Annotated in this window: 13 protein-coding genes and 1 tRNA gene; 3 read left to right on the top strand and 11 right to left on the bottom strand. The window is 34.5% G+C overall.

All coding sequences use genetic code 11. The features are described from left to right. The first annotated feature begins 510 nt into the window (after positions 1–510). From ABVM52_RS09160 to ABVM52_RS09150, 3 genes are read left to right on the top strand one after another with little or no spacing between them, the layout of a single operon-like run. On the top strand, positions 511–3,357 hold the full coding sequence (locus ABVM52_RS09160) for a TonB-dependent receptor (RefSeq protein WP_405379749.1): 2,847 nt from the start codon (positions 511–513) through the stop codon (positions 3,355–3,357). A 42-nt stretch (positions 3,358–3,399) separates the two neighbouring features. After that, positions 3,400–4,701 (top strand): DUF4249 family protein, encoded by a 1,302-nt coding sequence (locus ABVM52_RS09155; protein ID WP_405379747.1) that lies wholly within the window; start codon positions 3,400–3,402, stop codon positions 4,699–4,701. Between the two features lie 9 nt (positions 4,702–4,710). Continuing rightward, on the top strand, positions 4,711–6,486 hold the full coding sequence (locus tag ABVM52_RS09150; protein WP_405379745.1) for a hypothetical protein: 1,776 nt from the start codon (positions 4,711–4,713) through the stop codon (positions 6,484–6,486). A gap of 98 nt (positions 6,487–6,584) precedes the next feature. On the opposite strand, the gene ABVM52_RS09145 is transcribed toward ABVM52_RS09150, so the two are convergent. The 11 genes from ABVM52_RS09145 to rseP form a co-directional block, all read right to left on the bottom strand. Continuing rightward, a complete protein-coding gene (locus ABVM52_RS09145; RefSeq protein WP_405379743.1) occupies positions 6,585–7,178 on the bottom strand; it encodes a hypothetical protein in 594 nt (197 codons plus the stop codon). Between the two features lie 7 nt (positions 7,179–7,185). Beyond that, entirely contained in the window at positions 7,186–7,767 is a 582-nt protein-coding gene (locus ABVM52_RS09140) for a hypothetical protein (protein WP_405379741.1), read from the bottom strand. Further along, positions 7,767–10,832, bottom strand: a complete 3,066-nt coding sequence (locus ABVM52_RS09135) for a SpaA isopeptide-forming pilin-related protein (RefSeq protein ID WP_405379739.1) — start codon at positions 10,830–10,832, stop codon at positions 7,767–7,769. The genes ABVM52_RS09140 and ABVM52_RS09135 overlap by 1 nt, the downstream gene beginning before the upstream one ends. Before the next feature lie 29 nt (positions 10,833–10,861). Next, complete coding sequence (locus tag ABVM52_RS09130; RefSeq protein WP_405379737.1) at positions 10,862–11,653, bottom strand: hypothetical protein; 792 nt, start codon at positions 11,651–11,653, stop codon at positions 10,862–10,864. Positions 11,654–11,897: 244 nt separating this feature from the next. Further along, entirely contained in the window at positions 11,898–12,536 is a 639-nt protein-coding gene (locus ABVM52_RS09125; RefSeq protein ID WP_405379735.1) for a hypothetical protein, read from the bottom strand. Between the two features lie 414 nt (positions 12,537–12,950). Continuing rightward, positions 12,951–13,238 carry a hypothetical protein gene (locus tag ABVM52_RS09120; RefSeq protein WP_405379733.1) on the bottom strand — a complete coding sequence of 96 codons (288 nt, stop codon included), beginning with the start codon at positions 13,236–13,238 and terminating at the stop codon, positions 12,951–12,953. A 157-nt stretch (positions 13,239–13,395) separates the two neighbouring features. Continuing rightward, a complete protein-coding gene (locus tag ABVM52_RS09115) occupies positions 13,396–13,809 on the bottom strand; it encodes a response regulator (protein WP_405379731.1) in 414 nt (137 codons plus the stop codon). A 145-nt stretch (positions 13,810–13,954) separates the two neighbouring features. Beyond that, entirely contained in the window at positions 13,955–14,350 is a 396-nt protein-coding gene (locus ABVM52_RS09110) for a response regulator (protein WP_405379729.1), read from the bottom strand. Then, positions 14,350–15,426, bottom strand: coding sequence for an ATP-binding protein (locus ABVM52_RS09105; RefSeq protein ID WP_405379727.1), 1,077 nt, complete (start codon positions 15,424–15,426; stop codon positions 14,350–14,352). Before ABVM52_RS09105 ends, ABVM52_RS09110 begins: the two co-directional genes overlap by 1 nt. Positions 15,427–15,873: 447 nt before the next feature. Further along, positions 15,874–15,947 (bottom strand) — tRNA-Asn (locus ABVM52_RS09100). A 190-nt stretch (positions 15,948–16,137) separates the two neighbouring features. After that, positions 16,138–17,490: an RIP metalloprotease RseP gene (gene rseP / locus ABVM52_RS09095; protein ID WP_405385117.1), complete on the bottom strand. Its 1,353-nt coding sequence runs from the start codon at positions 17,488–17,490 to the stop codon at positions 16,138–16,140. Positions 17,491–17,497 lie beyond the last annotated feature (7 nt).

The raw sequence follows: 17,497 nt of genomic DNA, 5'->3' as shown, positions 1-17,497 counted from the left end.
TTCAAACCATAAATGCAACAAAAAAGCACAGTTGAAAATTTCAACAAATCTCATTATATCTAATGTTTTCATACACTATTGAGGATTAAATTTGATTACGAAGTATTCATATCTATTGATTGAAATAAAATATTCTGACCTTTGTGTAAAAACTACACTAATATTTTTTATACCTATTACTCCTTATAATAACCTCAATAAAAAACAGTACTGAGCGCATTTTTATAATCTTTTTCCTACTTGACTAGGAATATATAATTCTTTTTTAGGAAAATATTAACTAAAACAAGATGGCACTTAAGGGCTTCTCTAAAATCAGAAATTTGTGGTTTAGCATAACCCGAAAATATAAGCGTAGAAAAATTCAATTAAAAAATATAATTTGATAAAATAGGTAGGACAAAATTTATATTACTATAATAATTAGCTATTTCTCTATGTATACCTGCAATATGTTTTTTTTATTGTTATCCATTCGTTATCTTGTTCCTAGCCAACCAACTACATTTCATGACCACGAAACCACCAAACCGTTACAAATGCTCATTGATATATATTCTACAATTTCTTTATAAAAGTCAGAATCATATAAAAGGTACATTGACCATTTGCCTCTTCTTGTTCCTTTCCGTTTCCACTAAAAGTCAGGAAACCAAATTGTCCAGAGCGTATGAACGTATTCCTTTAAATCAAATAGTATTGGATATGGAAAGTGAAACCGATTATCGTTTCTATTTTTTGGAATCCTGGATCAATAACGATACGGTCACAGTTTCATTTACCGATCAAAAGTTGCCTGAAATATTAGATGTAGTTTTAAAGAATACTTCATTGAACTACTATATAATTGAAGAGGAAAAACGCATTATTCTTTTAGAAAACACCATTATTTATGATGAACTACCCGTAGCCTTTTATCAGGAAAACACTAGTGGAGAACAAGTAAGCAATACGACACCTATAACCAAGCCACCACCGCCACCACCTTTTTACACAACCACCCAAACCAAAAAAAAATATCCTGTAGCAAAAATTGGCAAAACCAATTTTGATGATTTAAAAGAAAATTATGTACTATCCGGTAAGGCCATAAATGCTAAAACCGGTGAATTTATACAAGACTTGACCATACGTATTAAAGGCACAAATTTAGCTACCGTTACAGATACTACTGGTAATTATTCCTTGACCATACCTACAGGCTATCATATTTTAAGCGTTAGAGCCATGGGTATTGCATCTGATGAAAGGGAAATTATTATGTACAACGACGGTTCTTTAGACTTATTTCTGGAAGAAGGCTTACAACAATTAGATGAAGTGGTAGTTGAGGCAGATGCCTATAAAAATGTAGAAGAAGCCATAACAGGGAGTGAACAAATAGATTCCGAGCAATCTAAAAATATACCTTTAGTACTAGGGGAACGTGATATCTTACAAGTAGCCAAAGCCTTGCCAGGTATATCCTCTGCCGGGGAAGGGGCTACAGGTTTAAATGTACGTGGAGGCAAAACCGACCAAAACCTAGTTTTACTTGATGATGCGGTCATTTATACTCCCCAACATTTTTTTGGCATATTTCAAGCATTAAATCCTTTTACGACCAAAGGGGTGGAAATTTATAAAGGTGCCATACCGGTAGAGTTTGGCGGAAGGCTTTCATCCGTTTTTGATATACGTACTAAAAATGGCAACGTAGAAAAATTTTCAGGAGAAGGTTCCATAGGTCCCGTAACCGGAAATTTAGCACTGGAAATACCGATAAAGAAAAACCGTTCATCAATAATCGTAGGTGGTAGGGGCGCATATGCGGACTGGATTTTAAAATCGCTGGATGAGGAATCATTGAACAATAGTAATGCATCGTTTTTTGACGGTATCCTTAAATATCATGATAAAATAAATGATAACAATGAAATAAAAGCCACTGCATATTATAGTCGTGATGCTTTTAGTATTACATCAGATTCATTATACAATTATAGCAACCGTCTTTTTTCCGCTAGATGGGATCATAGAATTAATAACAAGACTTCAAGTGCCTTAATTTTAGCCAATAGCAACTATGGGTTTGGAATTGATTACGAAAGCTCATCCAATACAAATTTTAATTTGGACTATAGCATTAATGAAACAGAGGTAAAATATAAAATACGAAAGTTAGCCAATGAAAAACATACTTTAGATTACGGTATTTCTGCCAAATACTATGGAGTAAATCCTGGGAGCTTGGAACCCAAGGATGATTCATCTGCCCTTTCCCCAATTTACATAGATGAAGAACAAGCCGTAGAAAGTGCACTTTTTATTGGCAATGAGCTACAACTTAACGATAAGTTAACTGTAAACGTAGGGGTTAGGCTTGCTTTATTTGCAGCTCTGGGCTCAGCAACTCAACGAACTTATGAAGAAAATTCACCTAAGAACGAATCTACGGTCCAAGACACCCTTAGCTATGGAAATGCTGAAGCCATTAAAACCTATGGAGGGCCCGAAGCCAGAATTTCTGCAAGATATCTACTAACCCCAGATTTTTCAGTAAAGGCAAGTTTCAATAACTCCTATCAATTTTTACATACCCTATCTAACAATACCACGGTCTCCCCTATTGATACGTGGAAGTTATCAGATTTAAATATTTCTCCACAAACAGGTTATCAAACCTCATTAGGTTTTTATAAAAATTTAAAGGAAAACACCTATGAAATTAGTCTGGAAGGGTATTATAAACGTATGCAGAACGTACTTGATTTTAAGACCGGCGCCAATCTTTTTTTAAATGAAAATGTAGAGACACAAGTATTGCAAGGCGACGGAAAATCTTATGGTGTTGAACTTTTACTTAAGAAGAAAGCCGGAAACCTAAATGGTTGGTTGGGCTATACGTATTCTAGATCTTTTTATAGGTTTGATAGTGATTTTAGTGAAGAACGAATCAATAATGGCTCGTATTTCCCGTCAAATTTTGACAAACCCCATGATGTAAGTTTAGTGACCAATTATAAGTTTTCAAGAAGGTATAGTATCTCTGCAAATTTTGTGTATCAAACCGGTCGCCCTATAACATATCCTATTGGGACATATAGATATAACAATGCCGACTATGTGGCATTTAGTGACAGGAACGCCTTTAGGATTCCAGATTTTTATAGATTGGACCTAGGAGTCAATATTGAAGGAAATCATAAGAAAAATAAGTTGGCCCATAGTTTTGTTACCATATCAGTTTACAATGTACTAGGAAGAAATAATCCGTATTCCGTATTTTTTGTTACAGACAATGGGGAGGTCAAGGCATTGCAAAGTTCCATTTTTGCAATCCCCATACCCTCTATCACCTATAACTTTAAATTTTAAAGGCATACTGTTATAAAGCCTCTATGTTATAAAAAACATTCAATGAAAAGAATAGCATTCATCCTTACCATTTTTGCACTGCTGGGTTCCTGTATAGATGAGGTAGATCTAGGAATTAGCTCAAACGGAACAAATCCGAAAATTTTAATCGTAGAAGCCACATTGACCAATGAACTTAAACACCACCGTGTAGTCCTTAGCAGAATGGATACCCTAACTGACTTAGGTATAGACTCCGTATACAACCCTTATATTCCCATACGTGACATCAATAGAGATTTGGTGCCCTATGAACCTAATGCAACCGTGTCCATACAAGATGGGTCAGGTACCGTATATGGTTTTAATGAGACGAGTCCGGGAGTTTATGAAAGCAGCACCACATTCGCTGCAGAACCTTCCAATACCTATACGTTGAATATTGCCACTACAGATGGCGCAACCTATTCCTCCAAAGCCATGCAAATAGAAGGAGTATCTACTATAGCCGATATTTATGCCGCTAAAACAACCAATGCTTCTGGAATAGAAGGATTAGGAATTTTCCTTGATAATTCCAGAATTGAAGGGAATGTAAAAAACCTACGGTATACTTACGAGGAAACCTATAAGGTCATTGCGCCAAATTGGACACCAAAAGATTTTCAATTAACCAATTATGATCCATGCGCCCTACCTGTACCAACTTATGATTTAGAGATCGTAGATCGGGAAACCGAACAACAGACTTGTTATGGAAATGCATTATCAAACACTATAATACAGACCCAAAATACAAATACCAACAGTAGTGGCATAAACAATTTTATGGTCCATTTTATAGCAAAGGACAACTATATTTTAACCCACAGATATAGTATAGAGGTTACCCAATCCGTTGCTGGATCAGAATCCTACGGTTTCTATGAACAATTGAATAATTTTAGTCAGTCCGGCAATATATTTTCACAAGTACAACCCGGTTTTTTAGAAGGCAATCTATCCTCAGATGATGGTAGGCAAGGAACGGTAATTGGTTTTTTTGATGTTGTATCCGTATCAAAAAAGAGATTGTTTTTCAATTATACTGATTTTTACGAGGGGGAACCTTTACCTCCTTACCCCTTTAATTGTATAGTGAAAAGTGCACCGGAGTCTCACGAATCTTATTGCTACAGCGGCCCATCTGGACCAAATCCTTGTCCGCAGTCCATTATTGAACAGGTAAATCTAGATTTAATTAGCTATGTAGGTCCAAACTCAGAAACGGGTGAATGTCCCGGACCTTATCTTTTTGTACCCAGAATATGTGGCGATTGTACGTTGTTGGGAAGTAATGTGGTACCAGATTTTTGGGAAGAATAAATTTATACTATGAAAAAAATAACAGTCATCCTATTCCTATTGAGTATCTGCTATATGCAGGGCCAGTATATAATAAAAGATGGTGCCGACCTATTAAAGCTTAGAAAGGTACCACAGGAAAAGGCCTATATTGACCACAATGGACCTATTCTCCTGGCTGGTGAATATTTATATTATAGTGTTCATTTCTTCAATGCACAAACCAACAAACTAACCGATGTCAGTAAAATTGGTTATGTTGCCCTTGTCAACGAATCCAAACAATTTGTTTTTGAACAAAAGATTAAATTGACAAAGGGTCATGGTGCCGGGGACTTTTTTGTAACGACCAAAATACCCTCTGGCAAATATAAATTGTTAGGGTATACCCAATGGATGAAAAACTCTGGGCTTTCTCAAGTCTATAAAGATGATATTATCATCATTAACCCGTACATGGCTGATCAGTCTGCCCTGCAACCAGGTTCCAATAGAGCATTAACAAATCAAGATAATACTACCAATAGCAACAACATAGATTCCTCTACAATAGCTCTTACCACTTCTAAATTAACCTACCAAACAAGAGAAAAAGTTGCGTTGTCCGTTAAAAATTATAAAGGCCCGTTAGGATATGGGTCATATAGTATTAAAGTCAAAAAAATTGAGGATTTGGGTGCCGAACCGGCCTTATTGGCAACTACCTATGCAAAAAACTATTTTAACGCCCATAAACAGATTCCCCAAGCTGTAGGAGATAGCATTTTTTTACCCGAACAACGGGGAGAACTTTTTTATGGTAAAGTAAAGGATAGTAAAACCAACACACCAGCAGCAAATATCCCTGTGGTTATCTCAATTCCAGGGAAAGAATTTTTATTGAAGTTTTCACAAACGGACGATCAGGGAAATTTTTATTCGTATTTCATTAAGGACCACAAACATCCTATGGCCGTAGTTCAAATAGAAGATCAGGCAAAAAGCTATAGCATTGAAAAATCTACTACCAGAAGCCTGGACCTAACAGGTTTAACGTTTTCAGACTTTGTACTTACCAATGAAATGGCCCAATCTATTAAAGACCGAAGCATTACCAACCAAATTGAGAATCAGTTTTTTACCGCAAAGCCCGACTCCATTTTAGAAAACGACCCTATTGACCCTTTTGATGGTGGATTGCCTGAGGTAGTGCTATTAGACGAATACACCCGTTTTCCTACTTTTGAAGAAACGCTTAAAGAGGTTGTAGAATATTCTGGGTATAGAAAAGATGAGAAAGGCAATGATTATATAAAGGTTGCTCAAGACTTTAAGGACTACAATGAGCAGTTTAATGATTTCCCTGCTATTGTTTTAGTTGATGGCGTATTTATACCCCACCATGAACAAATAAAAAGTTTAGATGCCCGTACTATTGAAAAAATAAGTTTAATAAGAGATCAATTTAGATTAGGCCAAAAAGACTATCAAGGTATTGTATCCATAGAAACTTTTAAAGGAGATTTCTTAGAAGGTTATAGTAGTACAAACAGTACTGTGGTACCTTTTAAAAGACCTATCCCTAAAAAGAATTATTATGTTCAAAAATATGGCACGGATAATATCACTTACGAACGTATACCGGACTATAGGAATCTATTATTTTGGAAACCACAATTAAAAATCAATGAAAGTAACTACGATTTTGAATTCTACACTTCTGATATTGAAGGGGACTATGAAGTAATACTTAACGGATTTACATCTTATGGTAAGCCATTAACGGTATCTAAAAGAATTAAGGTATCCAATGCGGAAATCGATTAACCTAATTTTTGGATATCACATGATTCTTCTAAAAGGCTTGGAGGTACTGTTTGCAAAATCATAACTACCCTTTATAATTTACAAATAGAGCCTCAATTCTAATCTAAACTACCTACTACCGTATAATGCACCGTTAAATCACTTATTCCTGCCATAGCCAAAGCACTGGCCTTTATTTTAAACTGAATAGGAATATCTTCTCTACATCCTATAAATTCAAAAACCTTAATGGCGGAAGCACCATCATTTGGTATGGTGATATAATTGCCCCCATTTTCCGGGGTAAGATCTCGTGGTCCTAACGGCTTCACTACCAAATCATCATAAGCAGCACTTTGCGGAAACCTAACACCACTATTAAATGTAGTTTTTGCTTCAATAACCATATGTTGTGGAGCCCCCGTTGTATGCATAAAGACTTTATAGCGATAGACGTTCTCTGAACAATTTTCAGATGATGTAGTGCTAAATTGAAATTCACCCGATGAATCTAGTTTAAAACTAATTAATGAGGCATCAAAATTACTTTCAAACCCTATTTCACCATCATTTAAACCCGCTTCTTCTATCAAATCATCTACTCCTTGTGAAACATTTGGAAAACCGGACACATCTAAAGTTCCAGGAAGTAATTGACTTTTCATTGTCATTGAAAACAATACCGCCACAAGTACTAATATATATTTTTTCATAGTGCTATTATTGAATTCTATAAACGATTTCAAAACCATTTGGCAATGAAACAGCCCCAGGGTTATCTATTGTATATTTTAATTGATATCCATTGCTTAGACCGTCTCCTGTGTAACCATTTGCAAAGTCATATACGATGACCTCTTCTATAGGACCAATAGTTACCTGCCCAAAACGAGGGTTTTTAGGAAATTCACCACCTATACCTGTTGCTATAATTTCAACGGTAATAGTCATACCATCCGGTACGGGTTGATTACTAGAGACGAATATTCTTGCATTCTGAAAATTCTCTGCTCTATGTGTAAAGTTTAACCACAACCCATCAAGATTATCAGCCCCACCGGCAAAGGGAAGACCGGCCTCTAAAGATGATAAATCAGCCCCACCGGAAATACCGGTACTTGGGTCTGGTTCTACATCAACTATTGCAATAGGAAGTAGTTCTACTGACAATGTATTTGATTGCTGATCCCCTCCAAAAATAAACGTATTTGGATCATTCGCATTCAAAGTTTCCTGTGCCCCTAAGAAATTGCTAGAGCATACAAGTACTATAACCGCAATATATGAAGTAATATATCTCATTATTTACCTACTTTATAGTTCTTACTTTTAAACTTAATTCTTCTGGCCATAGTTTTTAATTTAATAACTGCCCGTAACTTTTCTCCCGCGTTTAAGTTTACGCCAATTGCACTATCCATTACCAAAACCTTATTATTCTCCTTGAATCTTATAAGTGACAAGGTATAATTACCAGGTACAATTTGATCAAAGGAAAATTGACCCTGTTTATTTGACTCAGAATAATACGTAAAATCACTATTATGCAATTTAATATAACCCTCTAGGTTAAAACTTTCATCATATGTTTCTGCATATTCAAATTGGCCCGATACACTAGCCGCTTTAACCAATTGTATTTCTAAAGATGCTTTTTTATGCTCTGCAACTTGCACTTCATACGGTATTCTAGCCGATGTTATGACCCCTTTCTGTAACGTAGACTCCTCTACCAGAATGTAGTTTTTACCTAATGGTAAATTGTTTAATTCAAAATTTCCATCAGCATCTGTCATTACCGTTTTACCGGTACCGATAATTTTAATGCCCTTGACGTTGACCGTATCATCATTACTTACAACTTTACCAATTAAACCTCCTTGTTGTAAAACTTTTTTTAATGGAGCTCCAAATGCATAGGTATATTTGGCATAGGTAAATAGTTCCTTGTTATTGATGGTTCCAGGGTTTTCAAAATAATTTGCTTGAAGTTGAAACTGGTGACTTCTATTAATGGTTGCCGTAAGGTTGGCATTAATGTAATCTCTTTTTAAATAGGTGTCCTCAGGACTAAAACCGCTATTATAATTAGCACTGAACCTTAGGCTTTTATTAAGTCTATAGTTAAATCCTGCATTATATCTCAAATAATTAAGGTTAGAATTTGAGTTGCCATATCTATTACTATAATTGTGGTTAAAACTTCCTTGTATTTTTAAATTTTTAAAAAATCTATAGGATAAATTTAAATTGTGCGAATAGGTATCTCTATAAAACTCACTGCTGGTCAATAAATTTTGGGTCTGACCAATGCGACCATTAAAATTGACCATAAACCTATCATTTCTGTATTTGTAGCCGTAATTAAGTCCATACTCTTTATAGTGATAGTTTTTTGGTTCTAGTTGATCTTCCCTAATTCTTTTATCGAGCCTAAAATTTATGGAGTGCTTGTTATTGAACCGGTAGCCCAATAAGGCAAAGTAATTTTCAAAGTAAGGTTCTGCAGCATAAAATAACGGATTTAAAGTTTTGTTCACCTTATAGAGCCCTTGACCTAAAGTAAAGTTCCATTTGTTAACGTTAAGGTTTAAGCTATTGGAGAATTGTACGCTATTATTCAATGTACCAAAATAATTCTTGCCCGCTACAGTAAAATTTCCTGAATAAGTTAGGTTGTCTATTTTCTGGACCAAATTGAAATAATTGGCATAATCTGAATGTTTATTGGTGACACTACCAGACACCTCAGCTTTAAACTGGGTATTTCTTTTCAAATAGTCCAGATTTAAGGTCATTATTTGGCCCTTCTCAATTGAATTGTCAGAAACAATTTTGTTCGTGAAATTGTCCACTCTTTTAGATTTTACGAGCGACACCCCTGCACTTAAATTTTCATTGGCAAAATAAGATGCTTTAACTCCGTAGAGCGCTTCTGCATCAAAATCATATAAACGGGGTTTATTATAAAAAGTAGAAAGTGTCCAATTTTTGATGTTCTGGTCCAATCTAAAACCCATTCCATATTTACCATTAAAACCCAACCTGTTTATAAAGTAACTATGATCACCAAGATAAAGGGTAGTTTTGTCTTTATAGGAATAGATTAAACTATACTGGTCCGTTACCGCAAAGCGTCTTAAATTCTCTTGTCTTGGACCCCTTAAAATAAAGTTTAAATTGTGCTCCCTATTTACGTCTAAATATCCATTACCCGTAACCTCAGCTGAAACTGTAGAGAAGTGTTCATTTTTTGAGGTAAAACTATTATAAAAAACACCCGCTTTTATAGGGAATCTAAAGTAGTTGTCCTCTTGCTTTATCTTAACCGGAAAAATTTTAAAACTATTAAAAGCACTGATGGTTTTACCAGAAGTAGCACTAAAGGCTTCTAGGTTTACACTACTATTTCTTAACGTAAAAATTTTATTGCTTGTCTTTTGTCCAATCTTTACAATTACCGTAGAATCCGGTGCTATTATATACTCTGAGTTTCCTAAAAGGGTATTTGATGTTTTAAGTGAAATCTCTTGAACGGTGTTACCATTGTTCTTTATAAGATAAGTAGCTTCTATAGTTTCACCTGCCTGTACATTCTGTGGAATATTAACATTCAACATTTCTAGATCATAGTTGTTAGCTACTTTAAACGGTATATCAAAATACTGTAGCTCATTATATTTTTTGTTCTTTACATAAAGTTTACCCGTAACATTTCCAGATGGGCTATTTGCGGGGATGAAAAAGGAAATAATAGCATTACGTTTTTGATTGGGTTTAAAGGGTTTTAAACTACTTATGGATATTAATGTCCAATCTTTAGGAAGTTTAGCAGCTATATCTATAGTTTCTACCGTGTTATTAGTGTTTTCAATTTCAACCAAGAGGGTGTGCTTTTCATTGGTATCTAAAACATTATCATTTAATATCTTAATAATAAAACCACTGGAAAGCGTAGTAGCATTTTCTACATTATTAATAAATTGATTGTTCATAGCATTTACCACAATCTTTTTTGGCTTTATAGCATCTATCTCAGGCTCATTGGCAAACGGTTCTATGTTATTAATTACTTGATAAGATTCTTGATTGCTAATGCTATCTGAGTTGCTTTTTATAGATTTCAAAGTTTCATCATTACTTAGTGAGGGAGAATAGTCCACAGTCCCTGTATATTCCATATTAGCATAGACCCTAGTACTATCATTCATAGCTGACCTTGAGTTTTGCTCTATGGCTATTTCTCGATTCTCATTTGAAACTGATATACTATCCTTTATAGCATCAACATCCATAACTTCTTCATATTCAGCACATGAATATAAAAAAAAGCACAGGGTAGGTAAATATGCAAGTACATTTTTCATGATTTGGGTTGCAGTTGGTTAGAGAATTTTTAATCTATGGTCAGGGTAATATTTGCCCCAATGAACTCTTCTCTGGATTCCGCTATCAATACACATTCATATTCACCAATAGCTAGGCTAGATACGTCTAACTTAAAGTCTCTACAAAAACCAGGAAAAGCCATATTTCTATCCGTCTCGGATTCATATATTTTTTCCCCGTCCTGATCATACACCTCAAGCGTTAACTTAACACCTTCAATAAATTTACTTTCATTAGACACCTTAACGAACAACTCTTTTTTACTCTGGGAATCCTCATTATTTAGATCTATGGATTTAAAATCGATATTAACCTCATCCTTTAAATTAACATCGGTTAAAAGTGCTACGGCATATCTAATTTTGGTATCTAAACCAACTTTAGAATTTAAGGCTTCCTCTTTAATAGGTTTCTCAACATTAACCATTAGTGTGGACCAAAAAGAACCTTTTAAATTTTGATCGCTGGGTATAGAAATGGTAAATCTGTAAATATATTTTTCTTTGGGCCTTAATGTTTTATCCATTAGTTCTGCACTGAACCAGTCTACAGAAGACTGTGAATGGGTAGATTCTGAAGTAAAAATTCTATTCTCCGTACAGGAAAAAATAATATCGTTAAGTTCAAAAGTAACTCGCTGTGCTTCGTCCGCACTATTGATAAGTACAATTTCACCCGTAATAACATCACCGGACACTCCGCTATAAGTATGGGTAAGACCGTTCATTACTACGACGCTGCAGTATGTTTTAGTGACAATCAAAAACAAAGTGAATACGGTTAGGATTTTTGTTTTCATAATAAATAGTTTTAAAGTTTTTTGTAGTATTACTATCGTTGCAACCAAATTTAGTGCGGTATAATTAGCTATTCCGGCCAGTTTCGGTGGATAACCAATTGATTTAGACCAATGGGAACCAAATTGTCGTTCATTGTTTGTATTTATTAGAGGTATGTTATTTCCCTGATTACCAAAGCACATAAAAAAAGCCCCTTGTTATAAAAACAAGAGACCTTCTTCTCCCAACCACAATTCTTATAATCTACAAATCTGATAAAGTATAACGTAAGGTAGCTTGGTACAGACCAGCTTCATACCCGGAAAAATTTCCGTTCTGTTCCAATGTGTACGTTAATTTAACTCCAAAACTTTCATCACCTGTATAAACGCTTTCTATACTGTTTACCAACATAGCATCTGTACCAATTGGGGTAGTTGCCCCTAATGCCACTCCACCAGGAGTTACAATACCAGCGGAATTTACAGTACCTCCATTAGCTACAATTACCGGCGCCTCTGGTGTAATTCTTAAATCTAGGTTTCCGGGAAACGTACTACCGGGTTCAAATTGAACATCAATCTGTCTAGTAACATCAAATCCAGAACCTGCTTGGCCAGTTACACTCGTATAATTAAGATATAGATTCTGGTAGTCAATATCCTGAAATGCATATAAACCAGCTTCAGCGTTTGTTCCTACCAAGGACACGTTTGTCATATCAAACAAGATAGGGCCAGCTTCAAAGCCGGTATTGGCGTCATAAATATCCAATATGGCCAATTCAGGTACATTTACATCTAATTGATGAGTTGCAACATTGGTATCATTGTTGTCTTGTGCAGTTAAGCTTTGAGCAGCAACCATAATCGTAGCTGCAATAAATAGGTTAAGTTTTTTCATGATTAAAATTTAATATGTTTATTATTTACACTGTAAAAGTAGGTTCTAAGCAAAAAATTAAATGGTTACATACTTTGGATTACCATTTGCTGTAGACGAGTAAAACGATTTGTTCTTTTAGCAAATTAAGTTAGGTCCGTATTTAGTAAAATTGACCCATGTTATTTACCAAGAACAATAAAACCTTAGCAAGGGTAGAATGGCTTAATTACAAGAGAATTTAGAAATTAAAGTATGTAGCGTACTAATGAACCAAACACGGAGTATTCTATACCTATAATTGCAACCTAATAAAGCCAATAAACTTAATTTTATACGTAGAAACTACAAGGAATAGAAAAGTACTTTGCCCTTAGGCAATAGCTAACTGCAAGTATATTAAAGGCAGAAAGGAAGAATTAATAAAACTATAAACTAAATGGTACCTAAATAACGGTTTAGACCTATCATTTGAAAAACCTCCTTAATAGCATTGTTTTCCAGGTTCTGAAGTTTGATTTCTTTGTTTTTCTTGTTTGCTTTTACAATACATATGAATAACATAAAAGCACAGACCAAATCCACTTCAACTAATTGTTTTAGGTTTAGGGTAAGAATATCATTGGTATGGAGGGCATATTCTATTTTATCCTGTAACTCAAAAACGTTACTGCTAGTAAAATGACCTTTAATATCCAATGTATTGCATATAGCTTTTTTCATAATCATACTGTTGATTCTCTGGGGATAAAATTCCAATAAATTGAAAAAAAATTTACTGGTTTGTCGATGGATGGAAGATTGATGTAGACCAATGTAAAGAAACCGTCCTTAAAGAAATTTGAATAGTGTTGGTTGGGTGTTAGGTCTTCTAAAGATTCTAATTTTCAATGAGTTCGGCAAAACTCCAATAAGACACAACCCTTTTAATCTTTTCAACGTAATCTTCAAACCTTAAAGGTTTTGTAAAATAACCGGCCATACCTATATTATATGAAGTCAAAATATCTCTATGATTTGAAGAGGTTGTAAGTATAATCGTAGGAATATATTTCCAAAATTCATTACTTTTTAAAACCTCCAAAAATTCAAGTCCGTTCATTTTTGGCATACTTAAGTCTAAAAGAATTAAATCAGGCAAAGAATCATTTTCACTTAATATTTCCAAAGCATGCTCTCCGTTATTTGCTTCAATAATTTCATGACCCATATTTAGAATAGACAATGTTTTATAAAATTTCATCTTTTCAACAATATCGTCTTCTATGAACATTATGGATAAAGTCTGTTCCATGTTAAAATTGTGGTTTAATAAGGTGTATTATTTAGCTATTACTTGGTATAAAATTGAATTGGTCATGTTAAAGCAAGAATTGTGGAAACATACCATAGTGGGTAATTTAAAACCAATACCTACCAAAATGATATATGCTGAAAACTTAAATATGCATTTTTAAAGTATTCAATGCTTTCTCAATACTTTCTATTTCCAATGGTTTTTCTATATAACCAAGGACATTGGTAAAATCCATAAATTTTTTTCTATCACAGGACCTATCTGAAGAAGAAAGAACAAAGATGTTGATATCACTGGGTAGGTTCCTTTCTTTATATTCAATCATAAATTCATGACCATCCATGATAGGCATGTTGATGTCTAAAAAAATTAAATCAGGTTCATTGTTTTTTAAATATTCTATTGCCTGGGCGCCGTTTTCTACGGCATATATGTTTACTAATCCCAGTTTCTCTAATTTTCTTGTTACGATAAAATTAGAAACAGGATCATCATCTATTAATAATACTTTGGTTTCATTATGGATTGAATTATTCATTACAATGTGATTTTAAAATTAGTACCAATATTCTTTTTACTTTTTACTTTAATATGTCCTCCATGGGCATTAACAATAAACTTTACTATATAAAGTCCTACACCCAAACCCTCTACATGTGTATGCATTCTTTTGAATAGGCCAAAGAGTTTGTCCTCGTTAGAAGTCAGGTCTACACCAATTCCGTTGTCAGAAATTTCCAAAACCACCTTATTCTTTTGAATAGAGGTAGAAATACTAATTTTTGATTGTACTGATGTATTCCTGTATTTAACCGCATTGGTTATTAAATTGTGAAGAATACTATGAAGGTGGGGCTTATTGTAATAGACCTCAGAACATAAAGAATAATCCTCTTCAAAAATGATATTGCCATCTTTAATTTCCTCGGACACTTCGCCCTTAATATCGTTCACTAAATGTTGAAAACTAATAGATTCTTTTTTGTCCCCTATGGTAGATTTTAAACCAATCACCTTATTTACAGCATTCAGTTTTGATGACATGATATCAAACACCTGAATTATTTTAGAATAAATAGGTTCACCTGTAGCCTTTATAAGAGATTCATCTTTAAGGATACCCAACAAGCTCCGTAAATTAATCAAAGGTGCCTTTAAATCATGGGCAGCCGCGTATGAGAACACTTCCAGTTCCTTGTTTTTCTCCGTAAGCTTTAGGTTATATTCCTTGAGTTTTATTTTGTCTTGCTTTTGATTTTCAATCGTTGTAATGAGTTTGGTAATATTTAACGCGGATAGACCTAAACCGTCACCAACACGAAATGCCTTAACCAAAAAAACAAAATCGCCGGTTGGTAAACTTAAATGCACTTCTTCTAAATCTCTACGAACACCTGTTCTAATAACCTCTTTATATGCTTCATACCTATTAAGGTCAGCTTCTGGAAAAATTTCCAAAAAATGCTTTCCAATGACTTCTTCCCTTGTTACCGGTATAGTTTTAAGGGCTATGTCATTAATGTCAACAAAAATGAAATCTTTATCAAAGATTACAAATGGCGAATGTGCCATGTCAAAAAATGCAGCTCTTAATTGGTTAATATTATGTTTCATCTTAAATGATTTGGGGTCTTATTTTTAGTGGTTTTATACTACAAACCTCAGCTAATAACCTCAAAGTATTTTTATTTCAAGATGAGCCCTTGATCCGTGTCGTTTAATGGCATAAAAATGTAGATAAGTTGGTAATTTTTATAGTAGTCAAAAGGGATGCTTTACGCAGATAACCGATTAAACCGAACGTTTTATCGGATTTTTTAAATGTAAAAATAGGAGGAATATACATCTAATCAACTGACATACATGAACTTAAATACAGTATGCTCACTAATGCCATAAATGTCTTAAAACAACCCAAACAGAAACCTTTTATTAAAAAAGAAAATAACACACTCCACATGTCGATATTGAAAAAAAAGTAGGTGGCTACCAAAATGGAAACAGAAAAGTATGGATAAGAAAAAAGCCCTATCATTTCTGATAAGGCTTTCACTTTCAGTGCTCCCCCTCTTGGGCTCGAACCAAGGACCCTCTGATTAACAGTCAGATGCTCTAACCAACTGAGCTAAGGAGGAATATGTTTTATTTTTAAGTCTTTTTTTGACTCATTTCCTTTTTACTTTTTTGCCGGTGTAAGGAGGAGCTCAGTTCTGAGCCCTGCCTGCCGGCAGGCAGGTAAGGAGGAAAATAACCCGTTTTAGTTTCCTAAAGCGGGTGCAAATATAGTAGTTTTTTGAAATTCGCCAAACAAAAAAAAATGTTTTTTTATTTAAATAACCATTTGTAAACATCATTACCATTTGCGAACAGTAAAAGTGCTACCAAAATAAAGAATCCGGTAATTTGTGCATACTCTAAAAACTTATCGCTTGGTTTTCTACCTGTCACCATTTCATATAATAAAAACATAACATGCCCACCATCCAAAGCTGGTATAGGTAAAATATTCATAAAAGCTAATATAATAGATATAAAAGCGGTTGTAGCCCAAAATTGATGCCAGTTCCAAGTATCCGGGAACATACCGCCAATGGCCGCAAAACCACCAACTTCTTTATAGGCGCCCGTATCAGGATTGAAAATCTTTTTCATCCCTTTAATATAATCGGTCAATGTTTTAACTCCTTTGTTCCATCCCGCCGGTATAGATTCCAAGAATGTGTATTCTAAGGTCTCTACCTTAAAATATCCTTTTTCGGCATATTCTTGAAAGGTATCAAACCCTAAACTAACACCAAGTTTTCCTTCATTGGAAACTTTGGCCTGTAAAGGAACCCTTGATCCATTTCTATTGACAACAATATCTAAGGTTTTACCTTTATTCTCTTCTAAATACGGTGATACTTCATCTAGATATTCTACTGGGTGCCCATCAATTTCAACCAAGGCATCTCCCTTTTCAAAACCTGTTGTAGCATTTGGAGATTCTTTTGGAACATTTTTAATGATAAAAGGGCTTCTTTGACTAATAAATCTTGCATTCTCCTTATTATCTGAAATTGTTTCAATAAAATCTACCGGTATGTCTTTTTCGATTACAGCACCATCACGTTCAATGGTAATGGTTTCACCATACACCAATTCAGGAACTATACTGTTCAAAGCTTTTATTTTGTTACCGTCTACGGCAATAATCTTATCTCCCGTCCGTACTCCCAAAGCATCTCCTAATACGGGCTCGGTTACCCAAATACCATCTTTAAGACTATCATTGGCTATATATTCATCACCATAGGTAAATACAAGACCTATAAAAATTATTACTGCCAATATGAAGTTTACGGTAACTCCGCCCAACATAATGATTAATCGTTGCCAAGCCGGTTTGCTTCTAAACTCCCACTCCTTTGGTTCTTCTGCCATGGCTTCTTTATCCATGCTCTCGTCTATCATTCCGGATATTTTTACATATCCTCCCAAAGGCAACCAGCCAATACCGTACTCGGTCTCCCCTATCTTCTTTTTAAACAGGGCAAATTTTACATCAAAGAATAAATAGAACTTTTCTACTCTGGTCTTAAAATATTTTGCGGGTATAAAATGGCCTAACTCATGTAGAACAATAAGTAATGAAAGGCTTAAAAAAAATTGTATTGTCTTAATTATAATGGGACTCATTCTTTCT

Source organism: Maribacter sp. LLG6340-A2 (assembly GCF_045057105.1).
In the GTDB taxonomy this organism is placed as follows: domain Bacteria; phylum Bacteroidota; class Bacteroidia; order Flavobacteriales; family Flavobacteriaceae; genus Maribacter.
The sequence above is the reverse complement of the archived record's forward strand: the minus strand, read 5'-3'. Positions and strand labels throughout refer to the sequence as shown.